Genomic DNA, 23,872 nt, shown 5'->3' on the forward strand with positions numbered 1-23,872 from the left:
TGTTAATAACTAAGGAGCTTTTGTGAAAAAGCCAAACAGAAACACAGAGACTCAATCGACTCATTTTATGCGCAACAAGCAGCGCGGCGCGGCCATCATGGACAATCTCATCGCGGTGGGCTTCATGGCGCTTGGGTTGATTTTCATTATGGGGCAAGTGCCCACTATGCAATATCAATGGAATAAAATTCAGTTCCAAACGCAAACCTCTGAAATTGTGCGAAGTGTCGGCGCGTGGAAAAAAGCCCGCCCGAACTTTGAGGGCATCGACATAACGAAGGTGTGTGAAGATGGTGAGTTGTCCGACAGCATTTGTGGTACCAGTAATGACGGTAAGGCCACCAACCCGTTTGGTGGCGATTGGAGCGTAACGGTCAACAGTGGCTCAAAAGGCCTGTTTGATTTAACCGGTACATTGCCGTCCGACCCAGACCGCGTCGTGAGCCTATCGAATACCATGGCACCAGCTACGCGTGAAGGCTGTATCGAAGCCTCCGGTTGTTCCACTATCTCAACGACTGGCAATTCCATCACCATGACCTATTAAGGTCACTCAATGGCAGCGAGGGATGAGCACGCTCAGCCTCTCGCTGTCACTGTCCTTAACGGGTGCGATGGTGATAGGGGTGGTATTGCCGATCCAAAAAGCGCATCAGGACTACCAGCGCGCTATGGTGGTTCAACGAGCCATCACACACTTAAAAGAAGAGAGCGTCGCTTTCTATCATAAGTCCGTGTTACTCAGTCGCTGCTTACCTCAAACCGCCTTATCGATGTCGAATATCACACCGCCCGCCAGTGATGGACTGGCGAGCTATCAAGTGCGTTATCGGCAAGATTCACTATCGAACACCCAACCCAGAGATATCGAGATTGAAGTGACGATGAAGGCGTCTTTGAATCTGGATACGTTTTCTTATTATTTAGCCCCTGACGAAACCCAAGCCCCCTCAACCTTGCGCTTTTATGAGCCTATTGTAATGGATCAGCCCGACTGGGATGGATGGAATCGTTCAACGGGGTGCTTTGAGTATTAATGATGAATTATCGAAAAAAACAGGGCGGCTTTGTGGCCGCCATTTCAATGCTGCTTATCATGGGGATTGCGACCATGGCGGCGCTGGAGTTCTCTACTTTCATGACGACGCAGCGCATCAAAAGCGATGTGAACTCTTTCTATAACCGCATTCTGTACCTTGAGCAGCAAATGCACGCGTACGCTACTACGCAATATCAAACGGGGGTAAGTATTAACTCTTATGCTCTGTATCCACGAATGCTTTCAGACTTGGAAGGCGATTACATTCCCGAATGTTCTGAAGCTGACAGTCGAGCTGGTACGTGTTGGCGTTATGACGAAACGCCGTGGGGGGAAGTTCAAGGCTATCAGAGAATAGGCGTGCCGATTGGTGCCGCTTACCCTGATTTCTATCGCGCAGAGCTGACTATCCCACTGCAAGACACCGGATTGGAGAGCTACCACTTAGAGCGTAACGTCACACTGCAAATGTTCAGTCAGTTGCCGAACGTGATATTTGATGAGGCAAAAAACACCCTCACACTTCGTATTGAAAGACCGGATAAGGCGTTTGCGTATGACGGGTTAGTCAAACGCAGCGGTGATGACTCGACCTTGCTTGGGGATTGGGATTTGGGTGGTTTGTTTGGTATCACCAATGCTAGAGACTACATGATAGCAGGAGTGGGCGGCGGTCAGATATCCGTCTCGAAACGCCTTGTGACAATTGAGGCTGTATCGCATGGTCAGATAGTCAAAAAACCAACATGCAGCAAAGACTTATTACCAAACCTAACGCTTAGCTTTAGTGAGTCACCGACTTATGTAGGTTATGATTATGTTGCTGGTTTTAAGTCTTACATTCAAAGTCAAAACAGCAACGCTTGGACTGTCGGGGTTGATACGACATTAAGAAATTCGAATACAAAAAAACTTGAACGAACGCATTATGGTAAAGCAACGGCTTCTGTTCAGTGTATTTAATTAGGAGAAATCATGAAGAGAATGATGATTGTCATCGCTGCGTTCAGTGGTGTATTAAGCCATTCTGCGCTATCTAAAGTTACGATTGACGATGGCTATGCTAGCGAAGCTGAATATTACGAGAGTGTGAAACAAAACCGCGCTGAATATGAAAAAGATTTGTACGATGGACTAGAGCCGCCACAATCAGGCTCAGGTTCAGTCGTATCGAAAGATGGCACATGCCAAGCTCCCAACCAAGGCTCGACAGTTTGCACATTAGCGGACACGTCATATAGCTGCTTTATGAGCGGTGGTGCTGCGATTGGTGAGAGTGAATTTGGCCAAATATATCGATCCGGAAATCATTGGAAGATGAGTGTTTCGCGTGGGAAATGGGGAGGAGTTTTTTACTGGACTTGTACGAAACCTAGCTAGGCGCTAATTAAAACGCAAAAAACAACTAGTGGTATTGACTTACCGCTAGTTGTTTGTTATTGTATCTTTACCGGAAAGATTAGATTGATAAGGTTAATTAATAATGCCAAAGACTAACGATTATAGAAAAGGTAAGGTTCTAATCCCTCAGATGTACTTGAGCGAAAGTGAAGCAAAAGTCGTTCTTACTGCTATAGAGAAAGCTACTAAAAAAACAGGCGTTACAAACAATAGAAAACAGAGAGTGTCTATTTTAGAGATTTCTCGATTCTACAACGAAAAACACTAGGTATACGGATATGAAAAAAACACTACTTGCGCTAGGATTAAGCGCACTATCAAGCTCTTCTTTTGCGATTACGAACGGTACGACTGTCGATTGGCAAAATAATTTTGATGATTATGTCTCAGGTAATTGTACTGGCTTAATTGTAGGTGGTGACAAGATTCTAACTGCTGCCCACTGTGGTATCACTGATGACGTGATTGTCACGCATGACGGTAGTCGCCTTACTTTCCTTTCAAAAGTTGATCATCCTGATTACTCTGAAATTGATAATGATTACGATGTTTCAATACTAAGTGTAGATAAGCAACCGACACAGAACATTCGATTCTTTGCAAACTTGAACAATCCAACTGCAACTGTCGGCGATGCAGTTCACGCTTACGGCTTCTCTGGTAGTCTTACCGAGTTAAAACGTGGGGAATTTGTTGTGGATAGAATAAGTGATATTTCGCAATATCGGACTAATCATGAAGCAGCGTTAGGCAGCACTTTGACCGAGCCGGGTGATAGTGGTAGTGCGTGGTTTAACTCTAGCGACGAAGTGATTGGTGTCACTCGCGGAGGCAATGTTTTTGGAGACCTCTTTTACTCAAAAGATTTTATTCTTGAAACCATCAACGGTTGGCATTATCCAACCGTACGAAACGGCATGGGCATTCAAACCATCAAGGTTCAATCGCTTCATGTAAACAATGCCTTAAATAGTGCCAATGTAGATGGTGACGTTACTCTTATTGGCGGTACTTGCTTATCAATGCCAAGTATTGGTATCGACGCTTTTCAGACTTGCACTTATGAGTTAGATGTACAGGGGACGGGTCTGTTATGGTTAAGTGCTGATGAAGTCATCAACATAAATCCAGTAGAAGAGAAGGAAGAAAGCACAACATTACCCGTATCAACGGGCGGTAGCAGCGGTGGATCTCTAGGCTTCCTCTCTTTATTCGGTCTGGCTTTCCTTGGTCGCTTGAGAAAAGCGCAGAAGTAATGAGATACGATTCAAAAGACCGAGTGGTGTTGGAGATGCTGGATGGTAACGACTGGCGTGTTATCAAAACCACCTACAGCAATGCCCTCTGGTTATTAAGAAAAACGCATCATCGTGGTTACTTGATTTACGGTGAGCATGAGAATTGGGACGGGACACCTCGCCGCAGAAGGCGGTGAGGGCTATTTCAAGATTTGCAGGGCTAAGGTGGCACAAACCCCCACAAGGGATGTCACCAATAGCCAATTCATTCGGTCGAATTTCTTATCGAACTTGGCTTCAATGTTATCCACTTTTTCGCACAGCTTATCTATCCGAACATCAAGTTTATCCGTTTTTTCGTCAACCTGATTAAACCGCCCACTCATCTCTTGCTTCATGCTTTCCATTTGGTGGTTAAGCCTACCTTCAAGCGCATTGAGTTCTTCTCGCGTCGCATTATGCTGCGCTTGGTCGAACAGCAGCTTAAGTAAGTCTTTTTGAGTAATGTTGTCTGCTGAATGATTGTCCATAGTCTTTCTCATTATTGGTCAGTCTTTTCTATACTGTATCACAAACCCCTGACGCTTTCGCTTCGCTCTATTGTCGGCTTGATTTTGCCACAACAAGCAAGCTTATTGCTGTCAAACTCAACCTTAGGATAGAACATAATGAGCGCTCTTTTCTATTTGCTATTACTCTCTCTGTTTTTGAAGTGGCTTTTACGCATTCAGCACAACCCTTCATCTTGGGTAAATGCGATTCGACTGGTGAAGAGTCTCGTGGTGATGGTGACGATGACGGGATATTTGATGCTCATCGATGCACCGCCATTCGCGTGGTTTGTCACTCTACCCTTCATTCTTGTCGTTACCTTTTGTCACAGTGTCACAATTAGGCCGCGAGAATTAACCCATCTTACACTGACGCCAGCGCTGCAAAATGGTACTTACCACGTTCATTTGAAAAGCGTTCTCCAGCCTTTTACAAGAGATGCGTATCGAGACTTGGCCTTACTGATTGATTTACTCCCCAAGTACCAAGGGCATACTCTCATGCTCACTTCGCCATTACTGGCAAAGAATGGCGACTTTAGGGGAATTGAAACGCTATCAAGCCTGCCCGTATCGATAGAAAGACGAACGGTGTCATATTGGTGCTCTCCTTTTGTTTTTCTAGTGTTATGTTATTACAAGTACCTGAGACGAGTACCCGTGCTACGCACCGCCGATTTAACTCGGCAATATCAGTTGCGATTAACCTTGCGCTCTTAATGAAAGTGGATGGGAGAGGGAAATAAGCGAAGCATTTTCTTCTCCTATCTGCTTTGCAGGTAGGGCGAAGCCCGTAGGACGGCATAGAGTCCTTATCTTTTGCTTTTTGTGGGTTGCTGCCCTATTATTCAGCCTCTCAAATGAAAGCGAACGAATATGAACAGATTTCCTTCAAAAACGGGTTACAAACGATTGCTCACGAGTTTTGAAACACGAGTAACTTCTGCGACTCACCTTGAGGATTTGCTGGGGCGATACCGCTTTGGCGGTCAACACCACCAAAGCCGGCAATCCATAAAGGTAGCCAATGGCCTTTTGGTTGAGCGAACCTATCGAGAGTGCCACACCAAGAAAGAGGATGAGTAATGAAAGAGACGCACCTTGCCTCGATACAATCTCTTAAAAATGCCAATCTCACTCGATTTATGTCACGTCACGAAGCTCGCATCCAGCAAGCGATAAGCCTCGAGGAGCTCGCAAAGCGAAGACGCTTTGGTATGCCTTATCGCGCCCCACAGGTGACCTACCAGTTAAAAGATGGCTTCCTAACGGAGGTGAAATACCGCACGGAGCCTCAGAAGAAAAACGCAAAGCAAGGTTGAGTAAGTCTGCCTATTATTTAATTTCTGAGTTCATAGTCCTGAAATGTAACAGGCTTAACTCGCCTTGTTTTGCCCCTCTGCATCCACTTTCTTGTGAAGCAACAACGAAACCACCTCACTGTCAGTATGGGTCACCTCTATCGTGTAAGAGCCTTGGCTCTCCACGTAAGCCATCAGCGCTTCCAAGCGCTGTGTTTTGACGGTGACAGATAAAGGTTTGATTTGGTTATTGCGCTCATCAAACCCTTCTTCAATCTCAGACTGATTCATATAGAGCGTATCTTCCTCTATTTCTGTGTCGGGTTTCGTCAATTGCGAGGTGAAGTTTAACGCTTCAAAAAGGTGATTAAACAAAATGTAGAGTTCGTCTGCGTGAGTGAGCTTCGCCTTGTACTCTAGGTTCAGTCGGTTGATGTCATGCAGCCTTTCTTCGAGGTTGCCTTTGGGGTTTCGACCAATGGCCAGCATGGTTTTTATCTCTTTTTTCAGCGTGCTGTATACCGCTTTCTTTTGCTGCCCTTTGATGAATTTCACCAAGATTTCATTGCGCCTCTTGATAGGGGTGTACCCCTTATTGCCTTGTATTTGAAAATACAAGGCAAACAAGGCGTGAGTCACCAGTTGAGTGGTGGCTTGGTAATGCTTTAGATTTTTACTCATAATGACCTAATGGGATGATTCAGCCTGTGATTTTACCAAAGACAAGGCGCGTTCGGGGATTAATCCTATCTTTGGTGGTGTTAATAACCTCCACATACGCCCACAGCGCCCCTAGAAGCTATTCAGGGTGGCAATCTCAAGGATGGACAACATCCACCACAACAAACGCACTGCCACAACGTTGTCAGCGATATTGCAGAGCAATCCAAGAGGCCAGCCAAAGGCACGGTGTCCCCGCCAACTTAATCGTTGCCGTCATTACTCAAGAGAGTCGCTTTAAGCCTGAAGCCGTTAGCCCCAAAGGGGCGAAAGGCTTAATGCAGCTCATGCCGGTGAACTATCAAGGCATTAACCCTTTTGAGCCCCAAGCAAACATTGAGCGAGGTACGCGATTACTGGCTCGATTATTAAAAAAGTATCGAGATACCGCACTGGCTCTTGCGGCCTACAACGCAGGTGAGGGCAATGTGAGGAAATACGGTGGCATTCCCCCCTTTAAAGAAACGCAGCACTACGTAAAGCGAGTGATGGCGCACTACAACCAACTGACGGGGTAACACCCCGTCAAACCACACCAACAAAACAAATGAGAGGCAAACAGAATGCACAATACCCCCAATGACTTTTCCGAGCGCGACGATGAGAGCCTGAAAGCGTGGGCATTGTCATTTAACGCCGCCTATTGATTCAGATTGGTGGCTAGATATCGTTAGGCGCTATCACGTAGAGGTTAACTTGGGTGGGCGCATTCAAGTTAAGAATGATTGAGTAGACGGTAGAAAAAAGCCCTCAGAGGAGAGGGCGGTAGCAAATATCATCCTTGATGATGCTCTACCAACTTGGGGTAGATTCTTACCATGGGGATATTGCCACAAAGCGGTTTAAATGGCGATAACAACCCGCGCTTACGCTTCAATGATGAAGTCATCAAGGTTGATAATGACGCCATTGGTAAACGATATCTGCTTCATCTTTTTTTGGCTGGCTTTTAGAAAGTACGTATTCAGCCATTTGTCTTCATTATCCAAAGCAAAGGTGCAGTGGATACTGACCCCTTCCAAATGAAATACATCCGTTTCAATCGTATCAATCAAGCTGTCCACATGGCGACAGATGTGTGTTTGTGTCATACGCAATTCCCTTTGTTTAGGTTGGTTTCTTACCGCCCATTCTATCGACTATCGTTATCAATAAGGAAGTAATTTTAATGATGAACAACACAAGGCGAGCTGTCCTACTCTCGCTGCTATCAGGCGCACTTTTAGGCACACCCGCTCTGGCCTACAGCGATGCTGAATGTGGTATTTGGATGTGTATGCCGACAGGCTTCACAACCGGCTGTGGCGAAGCTAAAAAAGCCTTTAAAGACCGCGTAAAACACTTCAAGTCACCTTTACCTAGCTTCATGGGCTGCATGGTGGACTCGGGTACCGATTCCAGTCAGGCAAGCGAAATCACCTCACGAGAGGGGCGAGCGGCTTACTCACCGCGCTATGAAGAGTGTGTGAGTTGGGGGCATTCATTTAAAGGTGAGAAAGTGTGCAGCGCTTGGAGGCCAGTGCCTTCAAAGTTGTACAAAGACCAATCTTGCGTAACGTCACGCGACACATCCCACCGAACCCCCACTCAATGCACAGCGACGTACGAATACACTGAAATGTGGATGGACGGTCAAAGATATGGTGAGCCTTACTTTTACAATCACAATGGCGACACCATAACGGCGGACGTCATCATTGAAAATTAAAGCATTGACACTTTGTTATCGAGTTATCCACCGAAACGGTGGGTAAGCCCAAAAAGCGCAACAAAATCAACGACCAATGCACTGAGTTGCTTACTTCATTCTCATGTCGAAGTTGGGGTAATGCTGAAGCACCCAGCGCTGCTGCTCATTGATTCGCGCTATTGGGATATTTTTAAGCAACTTAACAATGATGCTCTTTCCTTTGATGAAGATGATGTAGCCATGCACTTCATCTTGATTACCATTTGGGTAGGTTATCACTCCGCTCACCATAGCCCCCATCCGGCTCTTTGATACCCCTTTAGTTAACACCACCAGTGCACTTTCAGATAAGACCGTTACCGGTCTTGAGCGCCCTCGAATAGAAACTATCGGGCGCGACTCATCGGGATATTGCATTTTAAAGTATCGCTTGCCTTCACTTTTAACTTCCATGAGTTCCCCCTTATTTTGAGGTAATCCTTATGACCACAGAAAAGTCCCCGTCGTCCTTCATCCCCACGATATTTGGTGATGTGCCATCGGATAAAGAATACGAATGGCGGTGGGTAGAGGAGCATTTTGCTCCTCTTAAATCCCTGTATGAAGACCCAAAAACCACCGAAATCTTCGTAGACCGTTTTGATGCTATCTCAGTTGAGCAAGACGGCCAAATAACCCGTACCGACATTCAGTTTGAATCTAATCAATCATTTCAGGACTTCATTGTTCAGCTTAGCACAGCGTTAAACCAGACCTTAACGCGAGACTCTCCAATATTAGATGCACGTCTACCTGATTGCTCTCGCGTGTGTGCCACGCTTCCCGAAGTGACACCTAAAGGGGCAGCGATGACCCTTCGCATTGCTCCCAAAGAAACCTTAACGGCTGAACAGTTGGTTGAGTTTGGGGCAATGAGTCAATCGATGTTGGATTACTTAACCGATGCTATTAAGCAAGGTAAGAACATCATCACATCGGGCAACACCGGCAGTGGAAAAACCACATTGTTGCGAGCGTTAGCTCGCTACATTCCTAACGATGAAGTCGTGATTACTTGCGAAGACACGCAAGAGCTGGAGTTTGATTGGTTGCCTCATCATCGCGCTTTGGAGTCTCCAAAGCGGGAAGGCAGTGACATCACTATGAGGACGCTGATAGAAACAGCACTGCGCCTTCGCCCAGACCGAATATTGGTGGGGGAGATACGAAAAGCGGATGCGGCTGACACGTTTCTACAGGCGATTAACACCGGTCACAGTGGTTGTATGACCACCCTTCACGCAAACAGTTGCCGAGATGCTCTCGCTCGCTTGCAGTATCTCATTGCTTCTCACGGCAACCTGAACTTTGACTTAGCTCGCCATCAAATCACGGGGAATGTGGACATTTTCATCCACGCGAGCCGGCATAAATCTTACGGCCGTAAGGTCGTAGAGATTTGTGAGGTAGAGGGTGATGAATTGGTGAGTCGGTTTGTGTTTGATGGCCATTCTCATAAAGAGCCCAACCAATAGGAGTTTAATTATGCCCCTAGATACGCCCAGTTATTCGACACTCATCGAGCGTTTAGCGCAGGAAGCCCATCAAGGCTGCGGGCTCAGTTATGCGCTCTATAGCCAACGCTTTCAATCCTCTATTGATGCGCTTTTAGAGCGCCTGCCTAGTGACGAAAAGAATAACGTCATTGCTCTGGCTCAAAAGCATGGCTACGAGCATGAACCCCAAAATAGTCCTCACACCTCAGCACTGTCCAATACTGATGACACTCAATATTGCCCTCACGGTATTGATATTGATTGCTGCCCCGCAGGGTGTGGAGGATGAGCACCATGACAAACAAAGAGACCAACATGAACGAAGCATTACTATCAAAATCCGAAGAAGAAGCACTAGAGCAAGAGTGGAAAGAGCACCAAGCCAAGCTTGATAAACTGAATCAAACCGCCTACCAAAGAATGGCAGGGCATGACTTTTTAAAATACTGCCGTATGCCTTTGTATTTCCGCGCCAGAATAAGAGAGATGCGGGTGGGTGACACTTTCATTATGGGGCAGATACGCCACACCTATGAAGAGTTGAATGACTTTGAGGGCGTGCTTGAGATTTACATCGAGAAAGAAAAGAATCAAGTATACCGTGCTCGCTCTAGCTTCAATCTCATCACCAAACCATCGCGTCCTCATGTTTTTACGGAGTTTACATTTAAATTTGAAAAGGGCGGTGACTTTGCGTTTACCGGTGACAAAGAGAAAGGGTTATACAATCAAAAGGGATTTGCCCTGACCTGTCGTTACTTTAATCGATTGATTCAGTCCGCATCAAAAGAGAATAGAGACACCTACTTTGAACAAGGGGTACCTCCTTACTTTCGCGGCATCACATTGGATAAGAAGGGTTTAACTCGCAGTTTTCACTACAATCGTGGGGGGTCTTGGAATCGCCGAGTGCAATATCAACTGACTGACGAACAAATGCCAAAACCGATGATGACGTGTCTCGTTGACTATGCAATGTGCGCTGGATTTATCGACTTTAACGAAGGCAAAGACAGACTGCCGGAGGATGCCTATGAATAAGTTGTCCATCCAAAAATTCGCTCTAAAGCTGCTTCAAAAGTTTCATATTGTCGAGCCAGATTTAATCTCAAGTTCACACTTTGATTACCAAATACCTCTAGAAAAGCACCTCGATGAATACAGAGAGTTGCTTTTTGAGATAGAGCACCAAACCCAGTTTTTCACGAAAGTGGCACCTCATTGGTCGAAGAATCATGCCTTACTGCATGATGATTTTCTTGAAAATCTTCTCAAAAAAAGAACCAAAACATCGCCAGTCCAACAGTACCGAACACGCCCCAAACCACCCTTCATATACACAAAGGTAAGCGCAGCTTTTAACAGCAAATCTCAAACTAACCATACTTCCATTATGACACACAAAAACAACTCCGATGTCGCTTTAAACATACCAACTCTTCACCCTGATTCGCTACTCGACCTAAGGGTCAATGCGAAGCTATTAACTCCTCCTTGTGCCGAAATTACCTTTCAATTTAATCAAATTGATTGGCAGTCCTACAATTGTGAGCCCAATGGAATATTGATCAACGATCATTACCCAGCAAACCATCAATCTCAATTTGGTAACTCAGCCTTAGTAGAGTATCGCTCAATGGAAATCACAAACATAAGCAGAAAGGAAAACTATGAAAAATGAAAAAGCTATTGGTATTGTTTTTAATGATTCCCTTGAAAACATCCATAATGAGTTTGAAAATCAAGGGCTGAGTAAACCATTTGTTATCACTGTACCTGATGATATTAACCCAGACATGCTCAGTAAAATGGTCTGCACTGAACTCCCCAAAGGACGGCCAATAGTTATCTATAGCAACAGTTTGTTTCCAGATAACACTCCCAAACTCACTCACATTGCTCCTCTCTCAATTCAATAGATCAATACACGATAAAGGAATGTTCAATGCAAGACATTATCAAGAAACTCAGCAACAAAAGACAAGCGAACGTGTTTTTTAAAGACACCGAGTTAACACAACTCACTCGCATTATAGAGACACTGCAAAGTGTCAAAGAAGAGAAAGAACTGAACGCTCAAATAGAAGCGGAAGCCGAAGAAAAAGAACGCCAAGAGTTGGAACTCATCCGCACTCAAATTCTGGAAAAGGGACTCAACTTTGACAAGTTAGCTTCGCTAATGAAGCCCACCAAGAAACCTCGAAAAGCCCAGAAAAGCCACAACAAGAAGCCTCAAACTTGCTACATTTTCGGTGACAACCAACACTGGAATGGCAAAGGAGAAACACCGCAAGAGTTGCAAGAATTACTGGATGAAGGATTCGAGTTATCGGATTTTTTACAATCGGAATAACTCTGCTTTTCATCATTTTGCTTCCACAGAAAACCGCAAAACACCCCAACATTCCTGCTTAACAGAATCATCACCACTCGACTTTGACCTTGCGTCAAAGTGCTTCCTTGCGTAACCGTTTAATGCCGACTTTCTGACTCTTTCAATCCCTTAGGATTGTTAAAGAAAGAAGAAAGTCAGACGCATTAAGAGGGCGCATAAAAAACCAAAGACGAACCATTGAAAGAGAACGACGAAGTGGGCATTCCGGGCATTCCATGCCCCCACGTAGGCGTTTGATTGAGAGGGTGAAGGTGGCGGTTTTTTGCTACGTGAAGAGTCTCAAGCTCCGCTTGAAGCGAATCCGTAGCCCTAGTTCAAAAATCATTCCCGCGCCCCCTTTAGGGGAAACGAGCGCCCCCTCTGCGGGGAGGCCATCAGGACTCGGGAATGACTTTTTTTTGAATGCAAAGGCGTTCAGCCGGAGCACTTCAAGCAAGGGAGCCCCGACCGAAGATTGAAGCGGGGGAGCCGAAACAAAACGCCCGCGTCCAGCGGAATAGCGAGACCTCCCCAGAGGTCGGTTTTTGTTTTGGGGGCTTGCCCCCGAAAACCGTTGAGCAGGCGAGACCAAGCTCGTCAGGTTAGTTGAAAAGGAGGAATTTGAGCACAGGAGCTTGCGACCGCCAAATGAGGACTATTTCACCTTCCTGAGGGGCTTGGTCGCGCGTAGCGCTACGGTTTTCGGCTTCTTTTGCTCTTAGATTAGAAATTAAAGTTTGAGGACGTTCAGGACGAGGGCTTTATTTTCTAATCCATTGAAAAAACGCAGTTTTTTTGATGATTATCCCTTTAGGGATAACCCTTTGAGTTTTCGTTCAGAAAACGATTTAAGGGAGCTTATGTGAAACCGTTATGTGAAACCGTTATGTGCAACACCTGTTTCACAAAGTGGTTTCACATAACGGTTTCACATAATAACTAAAAAAGGAAAATTATTGTGCTAGATAGACTTGCCTATCATTTTTACGTTTTAGCGCTAGAGGTGCTCTCTACGCTGTATCTTTTTACTTACTCTTGGGCGGGAGTAATGAGCTTCTTCTCAGGGCTGATTCTCCCCATACTGCATTTTGATAAGCCTGAAAAAGAGCAAGATGACTCTCAACTTAGGCGGGGGCTATTGGTGTTCAGTGTCATCCTTTTTGTTTTTGGAACACTGTCTGAGTTCAGCGTACCTTGGCTCGTCAATACCGTCCAAGAAATGGCGGGGATGTCACCACAATCTTTGTCATTTAAGTCTTGGCATTGGGCGGTGTATGTCACATTCGTGGTTGGTTTGGTGACTCATATTATCCTTCGCAGACAACTCACCCCCATACTAAATCAGATCAAATTACACCTCACCAAAAAGTCAAAAGCAGTGCGTGAAGAGCGCACTGATGTGCGCCGAGTCAAAGACTTATTACCAAGCACAGTGAAGTATGACCCTGAAGACTACATCAACTTAAAGAAAGGCGTTTTTGTCGGTTTGGATGTCAACAAAAAAGCGCAATACCTGCCTTTAGAAGACATCCAAAAACAACACATGGACATTCTTGGAACGACAGGGGCGGGCAAAGGTGTAGCCTCCAGTTTGATCTTGTATCAACTGATACAAGCAGGGGAAGGGGTCTTTGTACTCGATCCAAAAAACGACGAGTGGGCGCCACACTTGTTACGCAAAGCGTGTGAAGATGCGGGTAAACCTTTCCACCTAATCAACCTCAATGAGCCGCAAGCACAACTGGACTTGCTCGCCAATGCAACACCCGAACAAATTGAAGAATTGTTAGTCGCTGGCTTTGGTTTTGCAGAGAAAGGAGACGTCGCTGACTTCTACCGAATCGACGACCGAAAGGCCGCAAGAAAATCCCCTCAAAAAGCCACAGAAGAAGAGCGAAAAACCTTCAAAGGGCTCTTTGAATCCAAACACGTACAGGGGTTGAAAGACACGGTAAAAGCGTTCTTTGGGAAAATGGAAGAGCTCTCAGAAGTGGCCTCCATCAACGCACCTGAAGGTCTCAACATGCAATCTATTTTTGATGAAGGTGGGTGTTGCTATGTGATCGGCTCTCTGCGTAATGCGAAGATCATCATGGCGCAAAAAATGATTTTGATACGCTTGTTTCAACTCGCGGAAATGCGTGACCGCGTGCAAGGCGCACCAAAACCCATTGCGATTTTTTTGGATGAATTGAAGTACCACATTTCCAAAGCAGCAATGGAAGGGTTGGGTGCCGCGCGAGACAAAGGCATCCACATGCTGCTCGCTCACCAGTCGGTTGCCGATTTGCGAGATTGCCCCGCAGACCTTAATGGTGACGCCGTGGTGGGCGCCGTGGTTGAGAACACGAAATTGAAACTGGTGTACCGAATACAGGATCCCGAAACAGCAGAGTGGGTGGCCAAAATGTCAGGCACCATTTTGGTAGATGACGAAACACGAAGCATCGAAACGGACGCCGCCCTTGCCGAAGTTGTGGAGACAAGACGCACTGTCAAACTCGCTGAACGACACTTTGTTGATACCAACATGCTGCTCAATCTTCCGCCTTTTGTGAGTTACATCTTCACCACAACAGACACCCCGAAGCCTTCATTAATATCACCCATCAAGGTGGATAAAGAGACATTGGAAAACTTTGAAGTAGCTCGCCAACGACAGAAGGCCGAAGAAAAGAAAAAACAAAAAACACTAGAAACTCAACCTCAAAAAACCACCGACACCTCCCTTTCAGAAAATCAAGAGGAGCCTCACGAGCCAGAAGAAAAAATTGAAAATCAGGAGATCGTGGCACCACAAGACAGCACCAGTAACGATGAAGAAGAGGTAGGTTTTGAGGTTGCGGGGAATGAAGAAGAGCTCAAAGCAACACCACAAGAAACCACAGTGAACACCAATGACAACACCCCAAAAAACACAAAAACGCTATCAAAAAGTGCCTCTGACGCTGACCAAGAAGACAGACTCAGCGTACTAAACTTTTAAAGGAAATACACATGCACGAATTGCAATTCAAATCCCTTATTCGTTTATGGGACAAATCAATTGAACAATCATCAACACACAAATCGCTGGCTTATGATGGACAATTTGCCATTAAATCGCTGTTCTCTATTGAAGCATTTTCTACCAACCCCAAAGTCGCCAATCCCCTATTTTGCCGAGAGGCGCTTGGGATATTTTTAAACGACATTCGTCAAGTTCGTTCCCACATCACATCAATCCACAAACAACAAAAAACCTCATGGGGTGACATCACGCTCGTGCCTTTTAAAGCAGAGAAACATCGCCTTGCCATGACAATTAATGATGGTCATCTCTGCCGCAGTACAGGGTTGTTATTGAAAACTTTTGACACAGCCAATGACTATCTTTTGGATTTGCATCGAGCACAACACAATGAAGAGCTGTCAGATGCCGAGTTCTTAGAAAGCAGAAATGCGCTACTCAAAACGATGTCGGATTTACTTCATAAGGTGGCGACCAAAAGCCGTATCTTTCATGTGGAACGAAAAAAACTAGAGACAAATTCATGAACCACCTTCCTCACGTAAATGAAGCTAGGGTAAGAGCGAGAGAAAAAGAAATGATTGTTCTGCGCTTTCTTCATCAAGAAATATATACAGACTTTGAAAACATAAGAATGTTATTGCGCCTAACAAAAGGAACAATATCAAAGCTACTTAAAAGAATGGTCGGTAATAAATTGCTTGAGAAGCACACTCTTACTCTTGATACCGGTGACGTGTCGCTTTGGGGGATCACTGATGAGGGCATTCATGCTGTAGGGGATAATGATCACGCTCCATTACATTGCTTTTATCCTAGTCGCATAAGCTTAGTGACTCTCAATCATACTCTGATGAATCAGCGGGTTTATATTGCACTTAAACACCTTAACTGGACAGAATGGATTAACGCCGACCGCAAAGTATTTAAACAGCAATTTCCAGTACCACATCGTCCTGATGCAATTGTTCGCACCCCCAAAGGGACTATCACAGCGATTGAAACCGAGCTCACACTCAAAACGCCACTTCGCTATCGAGCAATCATGAAAAGCCATATTCAAGCCAAAGAGAAAGGCTTTTGGAAACATGTGATTTATGTAGTTCGAGATGAAGAGTACAAAAAAATGCTGAAACGACGATTCGATCATATTGAGTACATTCAATTTGATGAATCGCGTCACCCATTTGAAAAGTATCGAAAAATGGTGTCGATTTTCACTTTAGACGAAGTCAGCAAACTGACTCAGAGCTGATCGCCCATCAAGCATAGATAGGTGGATGCTCTTCTATCTCAACGTAAATATCGGATAAGCGCTCTTGCTTTTTCTTGACCACTTTCTTTCTCCGTACAGGCAAGTCCGGTGAGGAAAGTTCGTGTGCAATAGCCACTTCATGCTCATGCGCTTCCTCAAGAAAATGAGCGCTGCTCATCGCTTGCTTTCTCAAACAATTAATTTCGTCCAGCCGTGCTTTCAATGAATCCATAACCACCTCTTCATATCGCCACTTTCTTTAAATATAGATGGCTTTAGTTACCGTGGCAAAGTTTGGCTGAACACCCAAAACCCTCCATAATAAGGACACAAATCATGCGCGTATTCATCGCAGAAAAACCGTAACTCGCTACCGCTATTTTTAAAGGGTTAGGAGGCAATCCAGCCACTGATAAGAAAGTCGGTTATTACGAAAAGGGCGGTGACATTGTCACTTGGTGTTTTGGTCACTTGTTATCTCTTAAAGATCCCGAAGACTATGACGCCAGTCTCAAGCGCTGGACGCTAGACAGCCTGCCAATCCAAACTCGATTTCCTCCCCAATACAAACCTCGTCCAGACTCAAAAAAACAACTCGATACGGTGATTGGTTTCATCAAGAAAGCCGACAGAATCGTTCACGCGGGCGACCCCGACCCAGAAGGGTGTTTATTGATTGATGAAATTCTCGACCATGTAGGGAATACAAAGCCCGTAGAGCGCCTGTTAATCGCAGACTTAAATGACAAGCCGGTCAAGAAAGCATTAGCCAACATGCAGCCTAACGCCAACTTTCGCCCTCAGACCAACAAAGCTTTGGCTCGTTCGATTGCCGACCAATCGTTTGGTTATAACTTAACGCGCTCTTATACCTTAAAGGCACGAGAAAAAGGGTTTGATAACGTCTTAAATATCGGACGCGTGATCAGCTCTTTAATCGGCATGGTCAACCAGCGCACTTTGGCCAACCAAAACCACACCATGAGTCATTACTACGAGTTTTGGGGGACATTTAACATTGAAGGGCGCCAAATCAAAGGCAAACTTCAAGCCGACGACAATCTAGCCTCTGATGAAAAAGGGCGATTGACTGATAAGGAGCAACTGGAAGTCATCAAAGAGGCGGAATTAGGTGAGTTAGGCACCATTCAGAGCGTCGAAACCAAAGAAGAAAAGCGCCAACCGCCTATGCCTTTTAACTTGTCGAAGCTGCAAATTACTGCTTCCAAAAAATGGGGCTACAAACCGAAAGAAACGCTCGATATCGTTCAAAAGCTGTATGAAACCCATAAGCTCTTGACGTATCCGCGAAGTGATAGCCAATACCTATCAGATGCGCACCTTGAAAACGCGCCAGACATTCTCAGCGCCATCAAGAAAACCCTACCAAGCCTTGCGAGTGATATTGAGCAAACTCAACCCACTTCCACACACAAGGCGTTTGATGCGTCCAAAATTGAAGCGCACCACGCCATCGTACCGACAGAGAAGAGCGGGGAAGGCATCAATCTGACGGATAAAGAGAAGAACATTTACGAATTGGTCTCTAAACACTTTGTTGGGCTGTTTTTCCCTGAATCGGTGCGAGAAAAAACCACGGTCAACGTCACCTGTTGCTTAGACCGCATCTATCGAGCAACGCAAACCTCACTACTGACGCAAGGATGGGAGCGATTATTTAAAGGCGAGGGGAATAGTGACCATAAGAACGAAAGTGTCGGAGATTTAAGCTCACTCGCTCAAGGGCAGCAAGGGGCTTGTGAGCACACGGAACTGGTCACGAAAGAAACCCAGCCACCGAAATACTTTGATGATGCGAGCTTACTCAAAGCCATGACCGAAGCGGCGAAATTTGTTCAAGACCCAGCGTTACGAAAGCAGCTTGAGGCCAAAGACAAAAACACCAAAGGTGAGAACGGCTCCATTGGTACCGAAGCCACACGAAGTGGCCACATCGAAAAACTAGGTAGCCTCAAACACCTTATCAGCGTCGGCAAAGAAAAGGGGTATAAGAACCCCGTTTACAAAACCACTGAAGCAGGGCAAGAGTTTTGCGCTTTATTACCCCCAGAAATCATCATGCCGGACATTTCTGCCATTTGGGAAGGAGACCTAGACAAAATAGGTAAAGGGCAACACAGCGTCGCAGAGTTCGTTAAGCGAGTCGATAGCTACATTCAGGAGCGCGTCGAGCACGTCAAAGTGGAAGGGGTACCTTTAACGATGAAAGGCAGCATCACCTGTCCAAGCTGCAATACGGGGCTTTTACTGAAAAGAAAGGGGAAAAATGGCGCATTTCATGCCTGTAACCGCTATCCTGATTGCAAAACCACATTCCCTGATGATAATGGGAAGCCTAATTTAACCCCGAAACCTAAAGCCCCTCAACCGAAGGCCAGCAGCACAGAGTGCTGCCCAGAATGCAACAAAGGATTAATTCGTCGAGCCGGTAAGCGAGAAGGGTCATTTTGGTGGGGGTGCAGTGGATTCCCAACGTGTAAAGTGCGATTCTTTGATAAGGATGGGAAACCAGACCGAGACAAAGGCGCCCTATAATTTCATTATTTAAAGAGGCTTTGATATGGCAGTCTATAATCTACGTTACTTTGATAAAGACAATGAACTTATCAAAGCCGAAACCGTGTACATGCGCTCATTAGGAAACGCAAGAAAAAGTGCAACCGTCAACGCCACTCCACTCACCTATAAAATCGTCATAGGGGACATTGTCGATAAGCCTTTAACGTTTCGATACGCCATGGGTAAGTGGGATGAAGAGTTGCAATACCAAAGAAAAAAAGGACAAGAAATGAACAAGAAAGACCTTGTAAATCACATTGCAAAGCAAGTGGACATCAATAAAGAGCAAGCAACATCCGCACTTAATGCGATCGTAGAAGGCATCACAACGACACTGGCTGATGGTGACGACGTGACTTTAGTTGGTTTTGGAACCTTCAAAATCACGCACCGTGCAGCGCGTGAAGGTCGTAACCCGAAAACTGGCGAAGTGATTCAGATTGCAGCATCGAAAAACCCAACATTTAAGGCTGGAAAAGAGTTAAAAGCACTCTGTAACGCATAATGGCAACGGCAAGAAAGCCAGCTTAAAGCTGGCTTTTCACTATATAGATAAAGATCAGCCCATTAGTGAATCAAATCCTGTCGGGGTGCTTTTAACCTCATCCTGCTGAGTATCAAGCTCTGCCTCTTCTGAATTTTGATCGAATAAATATAGAAGATAAGCCCCCTCTTTAGGATCTTTATTCATCAATTGATAACCAATTTTAGCTAACCGTACTAGCTCCTTACTTGATGATAATCTAGAATCTTCAAGTGCTTTTGATAACTTGGGTTCTTTAGTTAAGTAGACTTGAACTTTATTTGTCATTTTCATTCACCATATTTGCGATTGACTCAACCAAAGCAAACTCTTTCGATGTGCACATTTCCACCTGAAAGCCTTTCACTTTCAATTCCTTAAACAGCAGATCACATGCCCCACCTAAAACAATAATCTTAGATACTTCTTTTTCTCTATCCCCAAGAAATGTACAGATAGCATTAACTGATTTATTGATTACTTCTTTTGTTACAGCATCACGATCAATGGTAATTTCTCCTCGACGAGCCTTCCCTGTTTCTAGAAGTCGAAATACAACAGAATCGCTTAAATTTTTATTACCTATAAAATCTCGAACATTAGAGAAAGCATCAAACATACCGATATTTGACGTATCAGCCTTCACAATTTTTGTGGCTTCACCTTCTAATAAGCATAGATCAAGCGTTGTTCCGCCTAAGTCAGCGACAAGTGTCAACTCATCTTCTTCAACATTTCCCACAACGAACGGCTTTGCTGCTGGAATACCTTCAGGCAGAACAGTTACACTTTTTATTGTGACTGCACTCCCATCTTCCCTTTCCACTTTTTGCATAAACTTTTGCTTAACGAGCTCAATTTGCTCTACGTCTTTACGTCCATTTTTAAAAAACATCGATACGGGTAAGGTTGTAAATATATCAAACTCATCCGAGTCTAACTCAAGGCTGTGAATAGCAAAATGAATCGCAGACAAACAATGGTTTGACGTCTGATACTGAATATTATTTGTAGGAGCGGTCTTAGCCGTATTAAAGAATGTAAACTGCTCACCTTCTTGCGTGATAAATGTATCTTGATCATCCTCACCGTAACCAATCCCAAACTCACATCGATTATGTGTTTTTTTTAAAATTAGCTCACCATCTTTAAAAAATGCTGATTTTGTTGAAGTAGAGCCATTATCAATAAACAATTTCATGTCACAATCCAAATACAAAAGAAAACAATGAGATTCAATCTAACAACTAAACAATCTAAAATCAACACAAATAACACACCAAACAAACACCAAACGACACCTAACACACCAACAAAAGACACCTAAAAACCACAAATAAAACCAAATAGAAAACAACAAAACCCTAATTGAACTTAAAATACATCCAAAAAAAACCTAATAACCAGCAAAGGGATACAAATTGACACTAAAATAGCACGTACAAAAAACCCGATAACATAAGCTATCGGGCAGTTAGTGAAAAAATGGATTTCGTGTTGTTTGTATTTATGCGGCTTTTAATTGATTTTCGCTTTCATCTACAACGTATTCTTTTAAATAAGTAAACGCTTTTGATGCCTGACTTGCTGCCTTAAAAATGAATCGTTTATCACTTTTTAAAACCTCAAGCCAATTCGCAATGTAAGATTCGTGTTGAATATCGCCTACAATCCCAAAATCAGCCATTAAAAACGCCGACCCTAGTTCTGCTACGAGCTCCTCAAACGCATAATCTTTATCACCGAACTTACTTCCCTTTGTGCGATTAAGTCGAGATTTGTGTCCCGTCCAATGCGTCAGTTCGTGCATCACGGTAGCGTAAAGATTTGCGGTCGATTCAAAGCGTTCACGCTCTGGGATAACAATCTCATCCGTCGATGGTCGAAAGAAAGCCTTTTGGCCAACGTAGTTGATGGTTGCTCCCGTCGCTTTAAAGAAAACCTCCACATCCTCCCTCAAATCAAGCTCACTTCTCAGAGCCGTTTTAGGCTCTGGGTTGGTGATCCCCTCAATCTGGTCTAAATTGAAAACAACAAACGTTTTCAACATAGGAATCGTTTCGATTGTCTCTTTGCCATTCACTGTCTTCTCTTTTTCCAAAGACTTGTAAAAAGTAATATGCGTCCCCTTTTCACCTTTAATAACATTACCTCCAAGCTCTAATGCTTGCTTGAAAGTTAGCCATTGATTCGAGCCAAATTGATTCATTTGAGCACTCATCCAAAGCAACATCACATTCATTCCTGAATACGTGTTACCTGTTGAAAAGTTAGAAGGTAGACCGTCAGACTGAGTTACATCCCAAGGACAAACCCAAGGTTTCACTCCAGCCTCTAGCGCTTCGATAATTTGATTAGTCACCTCTTGATGAAAATCGTGTGGGACTTTGTTTGTAGCTTGTTTAGTAAATGTTGCCATGATTCTTCTCTCTAATCTGAGAAAAACTACCCCCACACGGGAGTAATTTCCCGTATGGTTGGACGTGCCATTAAAAAGCACTAAATGCTTTTATCTGAACAAGTTATTTGATTTTTAACGTAGTTTAGGTACAAGGAAGTGAACCTTGACAACAGGCTTATAACCCGAATGATAGCTATCACCAAAAATTGAACACCCCATGAAGGTACTCACTTTGATGTCACGACGACAAACAGTCGTTAGTCTCTCATTATGAAAGATTGTATCTCCGGCTTTAATCGTGCTGATGTGTACTTTTTCTAAATACGTATTGGTTGGTATTGACATAACTGCTCCTGAATTATTAATCGAATAATTCGTTGGCTAATGCCAAACGAATGACATTAGCGCGGAGTAGCCCGCTAGGTTAAAAAATGGACGGTTGCTCTCTCAATTGCATTAACACACTTGAGATGGCTTTTTGTTCATCACAACAGGGTAAATGGTCTTCGATACATTTCGCGCAATTTTCACACAAACGCATCGTGAACTTATCACCCCGCTTTTTCGCATGATGAGCATATAAGCCGCATACGTATAACGTAAAAGCCAGTGTCGCATTTTTTGTTTTGATTGGTGTATTAAACGCTTTTACTTTCTCTTCATCGCTAGAAGCAACGCAAATAGCACTACTTGTGTATCGAGTGAAAAGTAAGTCAATAGCACGAGTGAAATGGATGTAAGTCTGCGATATGGTCGCAAAGTACATCTCTTTCAATACGTGTTCTATATCGGCATTTTTAATTGATTGGTGCATCGAAGACCTCTATTAGGCAAGCCTAATTCGCTGGCTAATGCCATCGAAATGGCGTTAGCAGCGGTGGATCCGCTATTTGGTTGGTGAACCAGAACACTGGTTGTCGCTATCGAAATAGCCCACTACATGCGATATGCAGTAAGCATAGTATTACAAATGTTTACTTGCTAGGCAACAAGAAGGAAAACCGATCATTTTGAGGGTTAGGGCTTCATTTCCAACCGAAACAAAAACCAACAACAAACGCTTAACATTTGGCAGTATTCTGTAATTAACTTACAGGCGGAATTGTTGAGTATATCGAGAGGAAAGCTCTTACTTTTGCCACCTTATGACAAAGCGGTTCCCCAACACTGCAAAAGCAAGAGCTAATAGGGCTATTTAACATATGATACACAATATACACCGAAAATTAGCGCTGACAGAAAATTAGCGCCAACTGAGAAAACGAACCTTCAAAGTATAGAGCTCAAAAGCAATACTATTCGTTATAATGACGCTTGCGATTATTCAAGGAATCTACACACAATGAAAAAGATAAAGCTAGGTTTTTGTGCGACTGATGGCGATTACGCATTTTGCTTCGGAAAGTCTTTGGTGGTGAGTAATGATAAGAACACTCTCAGGAACCTAGCGGAGGTTAAACATGGATATATTTATCAGAATGTTTACTTACACGATACGCTTGAAGGATTAGCTCTAGGCGGAGAGTACGCATTAGATGCGACGGCATTTGACTTGATTAGCCAGCATATAACGCTTAATGACTATGAAGTTACGGATATGGATATTCTGATATATCCTTTTCGGAGCATTAGGTTGAAAGTTAGTCCTACCAGACAGCCATAAGATGATGAAATGAAAAAGACAACGCCAACCCCACATGATGCGCTCTTTAAGCAGTTCCTGACTAACCCAGAAACCGCTAAGGATTTGCTGGATATTCACCTGCCTACAGAGCTGCGTGATATCTGTGATTTGACCACATTAAAACTTGAGCCAGGCAGCTTCATAGAAGAAAGCCTACGTCCTTATTACTCAGATGTACTCTACTCTCTCAACACCTCTCAGGGAGAAGGATACATCTACGCGTTAATCGAACATCAAAGTCGCCCTGAAAAACACATGGCATTTAGGCTGATGCGCTACGCTATTGCTACCATGCAGCAACATATTGAAGCAGGCCATGAGCACTTGCCACTGGTCATTCCAATACAGTTTTACCATGGTAAGGTCTCGCCTTATCCCTATGAGATGAATTGGCTGTCTGGGTTTACGAACCCAGACCAAGCTAAAGGACTTTATACTCAAGACTTTCCTTTGGTCGATGTTACCATCATCTCAGATGATGAAATAATGCAGCATCGCCGTATCGCTTTACTTGAGCTTGTACAGAAACACGCGAGACATCGCGATATCATGGATTTTTTAGAGCCACTG

The 23,872-nt window shown here is 44.3% G+C and carries 35 protein-coding genes; 24 read left to right on the forward strand and 11 right to left on the reverse strand.

The genetic code is table 11. The features are described from left to right. The first annotated feature begins 97 nt into the window (after positions 1-97). From BCT49_RS00140 to BCT49_RS00170, 7 genes are all read left to right on the forward strand, one after another. Positions 98-547 (forward strand): hypothetical protein, encoded by a 450-nt coding sequence (locus BCT49_RS00140; RefSeq protein WP_241907997.1) that lies wholly within the window; start codon positions 98-100, stop codon positions 545-547. 22 nt (positions 548-569) lie between these two features. Next, positions 570-1,037 (forward strand): hypothetical protein, encoded by a 468-nt coding sequence (locus BCT49_RS00145; RefSeq protein ID WP_102433667.1) that lies wholly within the window; start codon positions 570-572, stop codon positions 1,035-1,037. Further along, positions 1,037-2,002: a hypothetical protein gene (locus BCT49_RS00150; RefSeq protein WP_102433668.1), complete on the forward strand. Its 966-nt coding sequence runs from the start codon at positions 1,037-1,039 to the stop codon at positions 2,000-2,002. The genes BCT49_RS00145 and BCT49_RS00150 overlap by 1 nt, the downstream gene beginning before the upstream one ends. Positions 2,003-2,014: 12 nt before the next feature. Then, the gene (locus BCT49_RS00155) at positions 2,015-2,419 is read left to right on the forward strand and encodes a hypothetical protein (RefSeq protein WP_102433669.1); all 405 of its coding nucleotides are present in this window, start codon (positions 2,015-2,017) and stop codon (positions 2,417-2,419) included. A 103-nt stretch (positions 2,420-2,522) separates the two neighbouring features. Further along, a complete protein-coding gene (locus BCT49_RS25630; RefSeq protein ID WP_102433670.1) occupies positions 2,523-2,708 on the forward strand; it encodes a hypothetical protein in 186 nt (61 codons plus the stop codon). A 10-nt stretch (positions 2,709-2,718) separates the two neighbouring features. Then, positions 2,719-3,696, forward strand: coding sequence for a trypsin-like serine peptidase (locus BCT49_RS00165; RefSeq protein ID WP_102433671.1), 978 nt, complete (start codon positions 2,719-2,721; stop codon positions 3,694-3,696). Next, positions 3,696-3,875, forward strand: coding sequence for a hypothetical protein (locus tag BCT49_RS00170; RefSeq protein WP_102433672.1), 180 nt, complete (start codon positions 3,696-3,698; stop codon positions 3,873-3,875). The genes BCT49_RS00165 and BCT49_RS00170 overlap by 1 nt, the downstream gene beginning before the upstream one ends. A 3-nt stretch (positions 3,876-3,878) precedes the next feature. On the opposite strand, the gene BCT49_RS00175 is transcribed toward BCT49_RS00170, so the two are convergent. Further along, positions 3,879-4,208: a hypothetical protein gene (locus BCT49_RS00175; RefSeq protein ID WP_102433673.1), complete on the reverse strand. Its 330-nt coding sequence runs from the start codon at positions 4,206-4,208 to the stop codon at positions 3,879-3,881. A gap of 197 nt (positions 4,209-4,405) precedes the next feature. Next, positions 4,406-4,537 carry a hypothetical protein gene (locus BCT49_RS26235; RefSeq protein WP_277869400.1) on the reverse strand — a complete coding sequence of 44 codons (132 nt, stop codon included), beginning with the start codon at positions 4,535-4,537 and terminating at the stop codon, positions 4,406-4,408. Between the two features lie 568 nt (positions 4,538-5,105). On the opposite strand from BCT49_RS26235, the gene BCT49_RS25590 reads away from it, so the two are divergent. Next, the gene (locus BCT49_RS25590; protein WP_133151622.1) at positions 5,106-5,315 is read left to right on the forward strand and encodes a hypothetical protein; all 210 of its coding nucleotides are present in this window, start codon (positions 5,106-5,108) and stop codon (positions 5,313-5,315) included. After that, complete coding sequence (locus tag BCT49_RS00185) at positions 5,315-5,551, forward strand: hypothetical protein (RefSeq protein WP_102433674.1); 237 nt, start codon at positions 5,315-5,317, stop codon at positions 5,549-5,551. The genes BCT49_RS25590 and BCT49_RS00185 overlap by 1 nt, the downstream gene beginning before the upstream one ends. A gap of 54 nt (positions 5,552-5,605) precedes the next feature. Here the strand turns inward: BCT49_RS00185 and BCT49_RS00190 are convergent, their stop codons facing one another. Continuing rightward, positions 5,606-6,211 (reverse strand): DUF2913 family protein, encoded by a 606-nt coding sequence (locus BCT49_RS00190; RefSeq protein ID WP_102433675.1) that lies wholly within the window; start codon positions 6,209-6,211, stop codon positions 5,606-5,608. A gap of 74 nt (positions 6,212-6,285) precedes the next feature. On the opposite strand from BCT49_RS00190, the gene BCT49_RS00195 reads away from it, so the two are divergent. Continuing rightward, a complete protein-coding gene (locus BCT49_RS00195; protein ID WP_241907998.1) occupies positions 6,286-6,768 on the forward strand; it encodes a lytic transglycosylase domain-containing protein in 483 nt (160 codons plus the stop codon). 348 nt (positions 6,769-7,116) lie between these two features. Here BCT49_RS00195 and BCT49_RS00200 read toward each other — a convergent pair whose 3' ends face one another. Continuing rightward, complete coding sequence (locus BCT49_RS00200; protein ID WP_102433677.1) at positions 7,117-7,341, reverse strand: hypothetical protein; 225 nt, start codon at positions 7,339-7,341, stop codon at positions 7,117-7,119. Positions 7,342-7,418: 77 nt separating this feature from the next. On the opposite strand from BCT49_RS00200, the gene BCT49_RS00205 reads away from it, so the two are divergent. Further along, positions 7,419-7,958, forward strand: coding sequence for a hypothetical protein (locus BCT49_RS00205; protein WP_102433678.1), 540 nt, complete (start codon positions 7,419-7,421; stop codon positions 7,956-7,958). 90 nt (positions 7,959-8,048) lie between these two features. Here BCT49_RS00205 and BCT49_RS00210 read toward each other — a convergent pair whose 3' ends face one another. Beyond that, positions 8,049-8,393 carry a hypothetical protein gene (locus BCT49_RS00210; protein WP_102433679.1) on the reverse strand — a complete coding sequence of 115 codons (345 nt, stop codon included), beginning with the start codon at positions 8,391-8,393 and terminating at the stop codon, positions 8,049-8,051. A 29-nt stretch (positions 8,394-8,422) separates the two neighbouring features. Here BCT49_RS00210 and BCT49_RS00215 point away from each other — a divergent pair, with 29 nt between their 5' ends. From BCT49_RS00215 to mobC, 9 genes are all read left to right on the forward strand, one after another. Continuing rightward, positions 8,423-9,454 carry a CpaF family protein gene (locus BCT49_RS00215; protein WP_102433680.1) on the forward strand — a complete coding sequence of 344 codons (1,032 nt, stop codon included), beginning with the start codon at positions 8,423-8,425 and terminating at the stop codon, positions 9,452-9,454. Between the two features lie 10 nt (positions 9,455-9,464). After that, positions 9,465-9,764, forward strand: coding sequence for a hypothetical protein (locus tag BCT49_RS00220; protein ID WP_102433681.1), 300 nt, complete (start codon positions 9,465-9,467; stop codon positions 9,762-9,764). Next, positions 9,761-10,516 (forward strand): hypothetical protein, encoded by a 756-nt coding sequence (locus BCT49_RS00225; protein WP_241907999.1) that lies wholly within the window; start codon positions 9,761-9,763, stop codon positions 10,514-10,516. Before BCT49_RS00220 ends, BCT49_RS00225 begins: the two co-directional genes overlap by 4 nt. After that, positions 10,509-11,156, forward strand: a complete 648-nt coding sequence (locus tag BCT49_RS00230) for a hypothetical protein (protein WP_102433682.1) — start codon at positions 10,509-10,511, stop codon at positions 11,154-11,156. The genes BCT49_RS00225 and BCT49_RS00230 overlap by 8 nt, the downstream gene beginning before the upstream one ends. Beyond that, positions 11,146-11,394: a hypothetical protein gene (locus tag BCT49_RS00235; protein ID WP_102433683.1), complete on the forward strand. Its 249-nt coding sequence runs from the start codon at positions 11,146-11,148 to the stop codon at positions 11,392-11,394. Before BCT49_RS00230 ends, BCT49_RS00235 begins: the two co-directional genes overlap by 11 nt. 26 nt (positions 11,395-11,420) lie before the next feature. Beyond that, positions 11,421-11,828: an H-NS family nucleoid-associated regulatory protein gene (locus BCT49_RS00240; protein ID WP_102433684.1), complete on the forward strand. Its 408-nt coding sequence runs from the start codon at positions 11,421-11,423 to the stop codon at positions 11,826-11,828. Positions 11,829-12,807: 979 nt separating this feature from the next. After that, a complete protein-coding gene (locus BCT49_RS00245) occupies positions 12,808-14,835 on the forward strand; it encodes a type IV secretory system conjugative DNA transfer family protein (protein ID WP_102433685.1) in 2,028 nt (675 codons plus the stop codon). 11 nt (positions 14,836-14,846) lie between these two features. Next, positions 14,847-15,386: a hypothetical protein gene (locus BCT49_RS00250; protein ID WP_102433686.1), complete on the forward strand. Its 540-nt coding sequence runs from the start codon at positions 14,847-14,849 to the stop codon at positions 15,384-15,386. Continuing rightward, positions 15,383-16,114: a MobC family replication-relaxation protein gene (mobC, locus tag BCT49_RS00255; RefSeq protein WP_102433687.1), complete on the forward strand. Its 732-nt coding sequence runs from the start codon at positions 15,383-15,385 to the stop codon at positions 16,112-16,114. The genes BCT49_RS00250 and mobC overlap by 4 nt, the downstream gene beginning before the upstream one ends. 7 nt (positions 16,115-16,121) lie before the next feature. Here mobC and BCT49_RS00260 read toward each other — a convergent pair whose 3' ends face one another. Further along, on the reverse strand, positions 16,122-16,346 hold the full coding sequence (locus tag BCT49_RS00260) for a hypothetical protein (RefSeq protein ID WP_102433688.1): 225 nt from the start codon (positions 16,344-16,346) through the stop codon (positions 16,122-16,124). Between the two features lie 146 nt (positions 16,347-16,492). Between BCT49_RS00260 and BCT49_RS00265 the strand changes: the two genes are divergently transcribed. Next, complete coding sequence (locus BCT49_RS00265; protein ID WP_241908001.1) at positions 16,493-18,670, forward strand: DNA topoisomerase; 2,178 nt, start codon at positions 16,493-16,495, stop codon at positions 18,668-18,670. A gap of 202 nt (positions 18,671-18,872) precedes the next feature. Continuing rightward, the gene (locus BCT49_RS00270; protein ID WP_157938592.1) at positions 18,873-19,199 is read left to right on the forward strand and encodes an HU family DNA-binding protein; all 327 of its coding nucleotides are present in this window, start codon (positions 18,873-18,875) and stop codon (positions 19,197-19,199) included. A 54-nt stretch (positions 19,200-19,253) separates the two neighbouring features. Here BCT49_RS00270 and BCT49_RS00275 read toward each other — a convergent pair whose 3' ends face one another. The 5 genes from BCT49_RS00275 to BCT49_RS00295 form a co-directional block, all read right to left on the reverse strand. After that, the gene (locus BCT49_RS00275) at positions 19,254-19,505 is read right to left on the reverse strand and encodes a hypothetical protein (protein ID WP_102433689.1); all 252 of its coding nucleotides are present in this window, start codon (positions 19,503-19,505) and stop codon (positions 19,254-19,256) included. Then, positions 19,495-20,418, reverse strand: coding sequence for a plasmid segregation protein ParM domain-containing protein (gene parM / locus BCT49_RS00280; protein ID WP_102433690.1), 924 nt, complete (start codon positions 20,416-20,418; stop codon positions 19,495-19,497). Before parM ends, BCT49_RS00275 begins: the two co-directional genes overlap by 11 nt. Positions 20,419-20,724: 306 nt before the next feature. After that, on the reverse strand, positions 20,725-21,636 hold the full coding sequence (locus BCT49_RS00285; protein WP_102433691.1) for an ArdC family protein: 912 nt from the start codon (positions 21,634-21,636) through the stop codon (positions 20,725-20,727). A 114-nt stretch (positions 21,637-21,750) separates the two neighbouring features. Beyond that, entirely contained in the window at positions 21,751-21,963 is a 213-nt protein-coding gene (locus BCT49_RS00290; RefSeq protein ID WP_102433692.1) for a hypothetical protein, read from the reverse strand. Between the two features lie 79 nt (positions 21,964-22,042). Continuing rightward, a complete protein-coding gene (locus BCT49_RS00295) occupies positions 22,043-22,432 on the reverse strand; it encodes a hypothetical protein (protein ID WP_102433693.1) in 390 nt (129 codons plus the stop codon). A 528-nt stretch (positions 22,433-22,960) separates the two neighbouring features. Between BCT49_RS00295 and BCT49_RS00300 the strand changes: the two genes are divergently transcribed. Beyond that, positions 22,961-23,281: a hypothetical protein gene (locus BCT49_RS00300; RefSeq protein WP_198595796.1), complete on the forward strand. Its 321-nt coding sequence runs from the start codon at positions 22,961-22,963 to the stop codon at positions 23,279-23,281. Between the two features lie 9 nt (positions 23,282-23,290). After that, a partial coding sequence (locus BCT49_RS00305) for an Rpn family recombination-promoting nuclease/putative transposase (RefSeq protein WP_133151623.1) occupies positions 23,291-23,872 on the forward strand: 582 nt, incomplete at its 3' end.

Origin of the sequence: Vibrio lentus (assembly GCF_002875945.1) — a bacterium.
GTDB lineage: Bacteria > Pseudomonadota > Gammaproteobacteria > Enterobacterales > Vibrionaceae > Vibrio > Vibrio apostichopi.

Coding starts and splice junctions, on each gene's coding strand:
- BCT49_RS00140 (WP_241907997.1), top strand. CDS start 98: ATGGACAATCTCATCGCGGTGGGCTTCATGGCGCTTGGGTTGATTTTC.
- BCT49_RS00145 (WP_102433667.1), top strand. CDS start 570: ATGAGCACGCTCAGCCTCTCGCTGTCACTGTCCTTAACGGGTGCGATG.
- BCT49_RS00150 (WP_102433668.1), top strand. CDS start 1,037: ATGATGAATTATCGAAAAAAACAGGGCGGCTTTGTGGCCGCCATTTCA.
- BCT49_RS00155 (WP_102433669.1), top strand. CDS start 2,015: ATGAAGAGAATGATGATTGTCATCGCTGCGTTCAGTGGTGTATTAAGC.
- BCT49_RS25630 (WP_102433670.1), top strand. CDS start 2,523: ATGCCAAAGACTAACGATTATAGAAAAGGTAAGGTTCTAATCCCTCAG.
- BCT49_RS00165 (WP_102433671.1), top strand. CDS start 2,719: ATGAAAAAAACACTACTTGCGCTAGGATTAAGCGCACTATCAAGCTCT.
- BCT49_RS00170 (WP_102433672.1), top strand. CDS start 3,696: ATGAGATACGATTCAAAAGACCGAGTGGTGTTGGAGATGCTGGATGGT.
- BCT49_RS00175 (WP_102433673.1), bottom strand. CDS start 4,208: ATGGACAATCATTCAGCAGACAACATTACTCAAAAAGACTTACTTAAG.
- BCT49_RS26235 (WP_277869400.1), bottom strand. CDS start 4,537: ATGAAGGGTAGAGTGACAAACCACGCGAATGGCGGTGCATCGATGAGC.
- BCT49_RS25590 (WP_133151622.1), top strand. CDS start 5,106: ATGAACAGATTTCCTTCAAAAACGGGTTACAAACGATTGCTCACGAGT.
- BCT49_RS00185 (WP_102433674.1), top strand. CDS start 5,315: ATGAAAGAGACGCACCTTGCCTCGATACAATCTCTTAAAAATGCCAAT.
- BCT49_RS00190 (WP_102433675.1), bottom strand. CDS start 6,211: ATGAGTAAAAATCTAAAGCATTACCAAGCCACCACTCAACTGGTGACT.
- BCT49_RS00200 (WP_102433677.1), bottom strand. CDS start 7,341: ATGACACAAACACACATCTGTCGCCATGTGGACAGCTTGATTGATACG.
- BCT49_RS00205 (WP_102433678.1), top strand. CDS start 7,419: ATGATGAACAACACAAGGCGAGCTGTCCTACTCTCGCTGCTATCAGGC.
- BCT49_RS00210 (WP_102433679.1), bottom strand. CDS start 8,393: ATGGAAGTTAAAAGTGAAGGCAAGCGATACTTTAAAATGCAATATCCC.
- BCT49_RS00215 (WP_102433680.1), top strand. CDS start 8,423: ATGACCACAGAAAAGTCCCCGTCGTCCTTCATCCCCACGATATTTGGT.
- BCT49_RS00220 (WP_102433681.1), top strand. CDS start 9,465: ATGCCCCTAGATACGCCCAGTTATTCGACACTCATCGAGCGTTTAGCG.
- BCT49_RS00225 (WP_241907999.1), top strand. CDS start 9,761: ATGAGCACCATGACAAACAAAGAGACCAACATGAACGAAGCATTACTA.
- BCT49_RS00230 (WP_102433682.1), top strand. CDS start 10,509: ATGAATAAGTTGTCCATCCAAAAATTCGCTCTAAAGCTGCTTCAAAAG.
- BCT49_RS00235 (WP_102433683.1), top strand. CDS start 11,146: ATGAAAAATGAAAAAGCTATTGGTATTGTTTTTAATGATTCCCTTGAA.
- BCT49_RS00240 (WP_102433684.1), top strand. CDS start 11,421: ATGCAAGACATTATCAAGAAACTCAGCAACAAAAGACAAGCGAACGTG.
- BCT49_RS00250 (WP_102433686.1), top strand. CDS start 14,847: ATGCACGAATTGCAATTCAAATCCCTTATTCGTTTATGGGACAAATCA.
- mobC (WP_102433687.1), top strand. CDS start 15,383: ATGAACCACCTTCCTCACGTAAATGAAGCTAGGGTAAGAGCGAGAGAA.
- BCT49_RS00260 (WP_102433688.1), bottom strand. CDS start 16,346: ATGGATTCATTGAAAGCACGGCTGGACGAAATTAATTGTTTGAGAAAG.
- BCT49_RS00270 (WP_157938592.1), top strand. CDS start 18,873: ATGGGTAAGTGGGATGAAGAGTTGCAATACCAAAGAAAAAAAGGACAA.
- BCT49_RS00275 (WP_102433689.1), bottom strand. CDS start 19,505: ATGACAAATAAAGTTCAAGTCTACTTAACTAAAGAACCCAAGTTATCA.
- parM (WP_102433690.1), bottom strand. CDS start 20,418: ATGAAATTGTTTATTGATAATGGCTCTACTTCAACAAAATCAGCATTT.
- BCT49_RS00285 (WP_102433691.1), bottom strand. CDS start 21,636: ATGGCAACATTTACTAAACAAGCTACAAACAAAGTCCCACACGATTTT.
- BCT49_RS00290 (WP_102433692.1), bottom strand. CDS start 21,963: ATGTCAATACCAACCAATACGTATTTAGAAAAAGTACACATCAGCACG.
- BCT49_RS00295 (WP_102433693.1), bottom strand. CDS start 22,432: ATGCACCAATCAATTAAAAATGCCGATATAGAACACGTATTGAAAGAG.
- BCT49_RS00300 (WP_198595796.1), top strand. CDS start 22,961: ATGAAAAAGATAAAGCTAGGTTTTTGTGCGACTGATGGCGATTACGCA.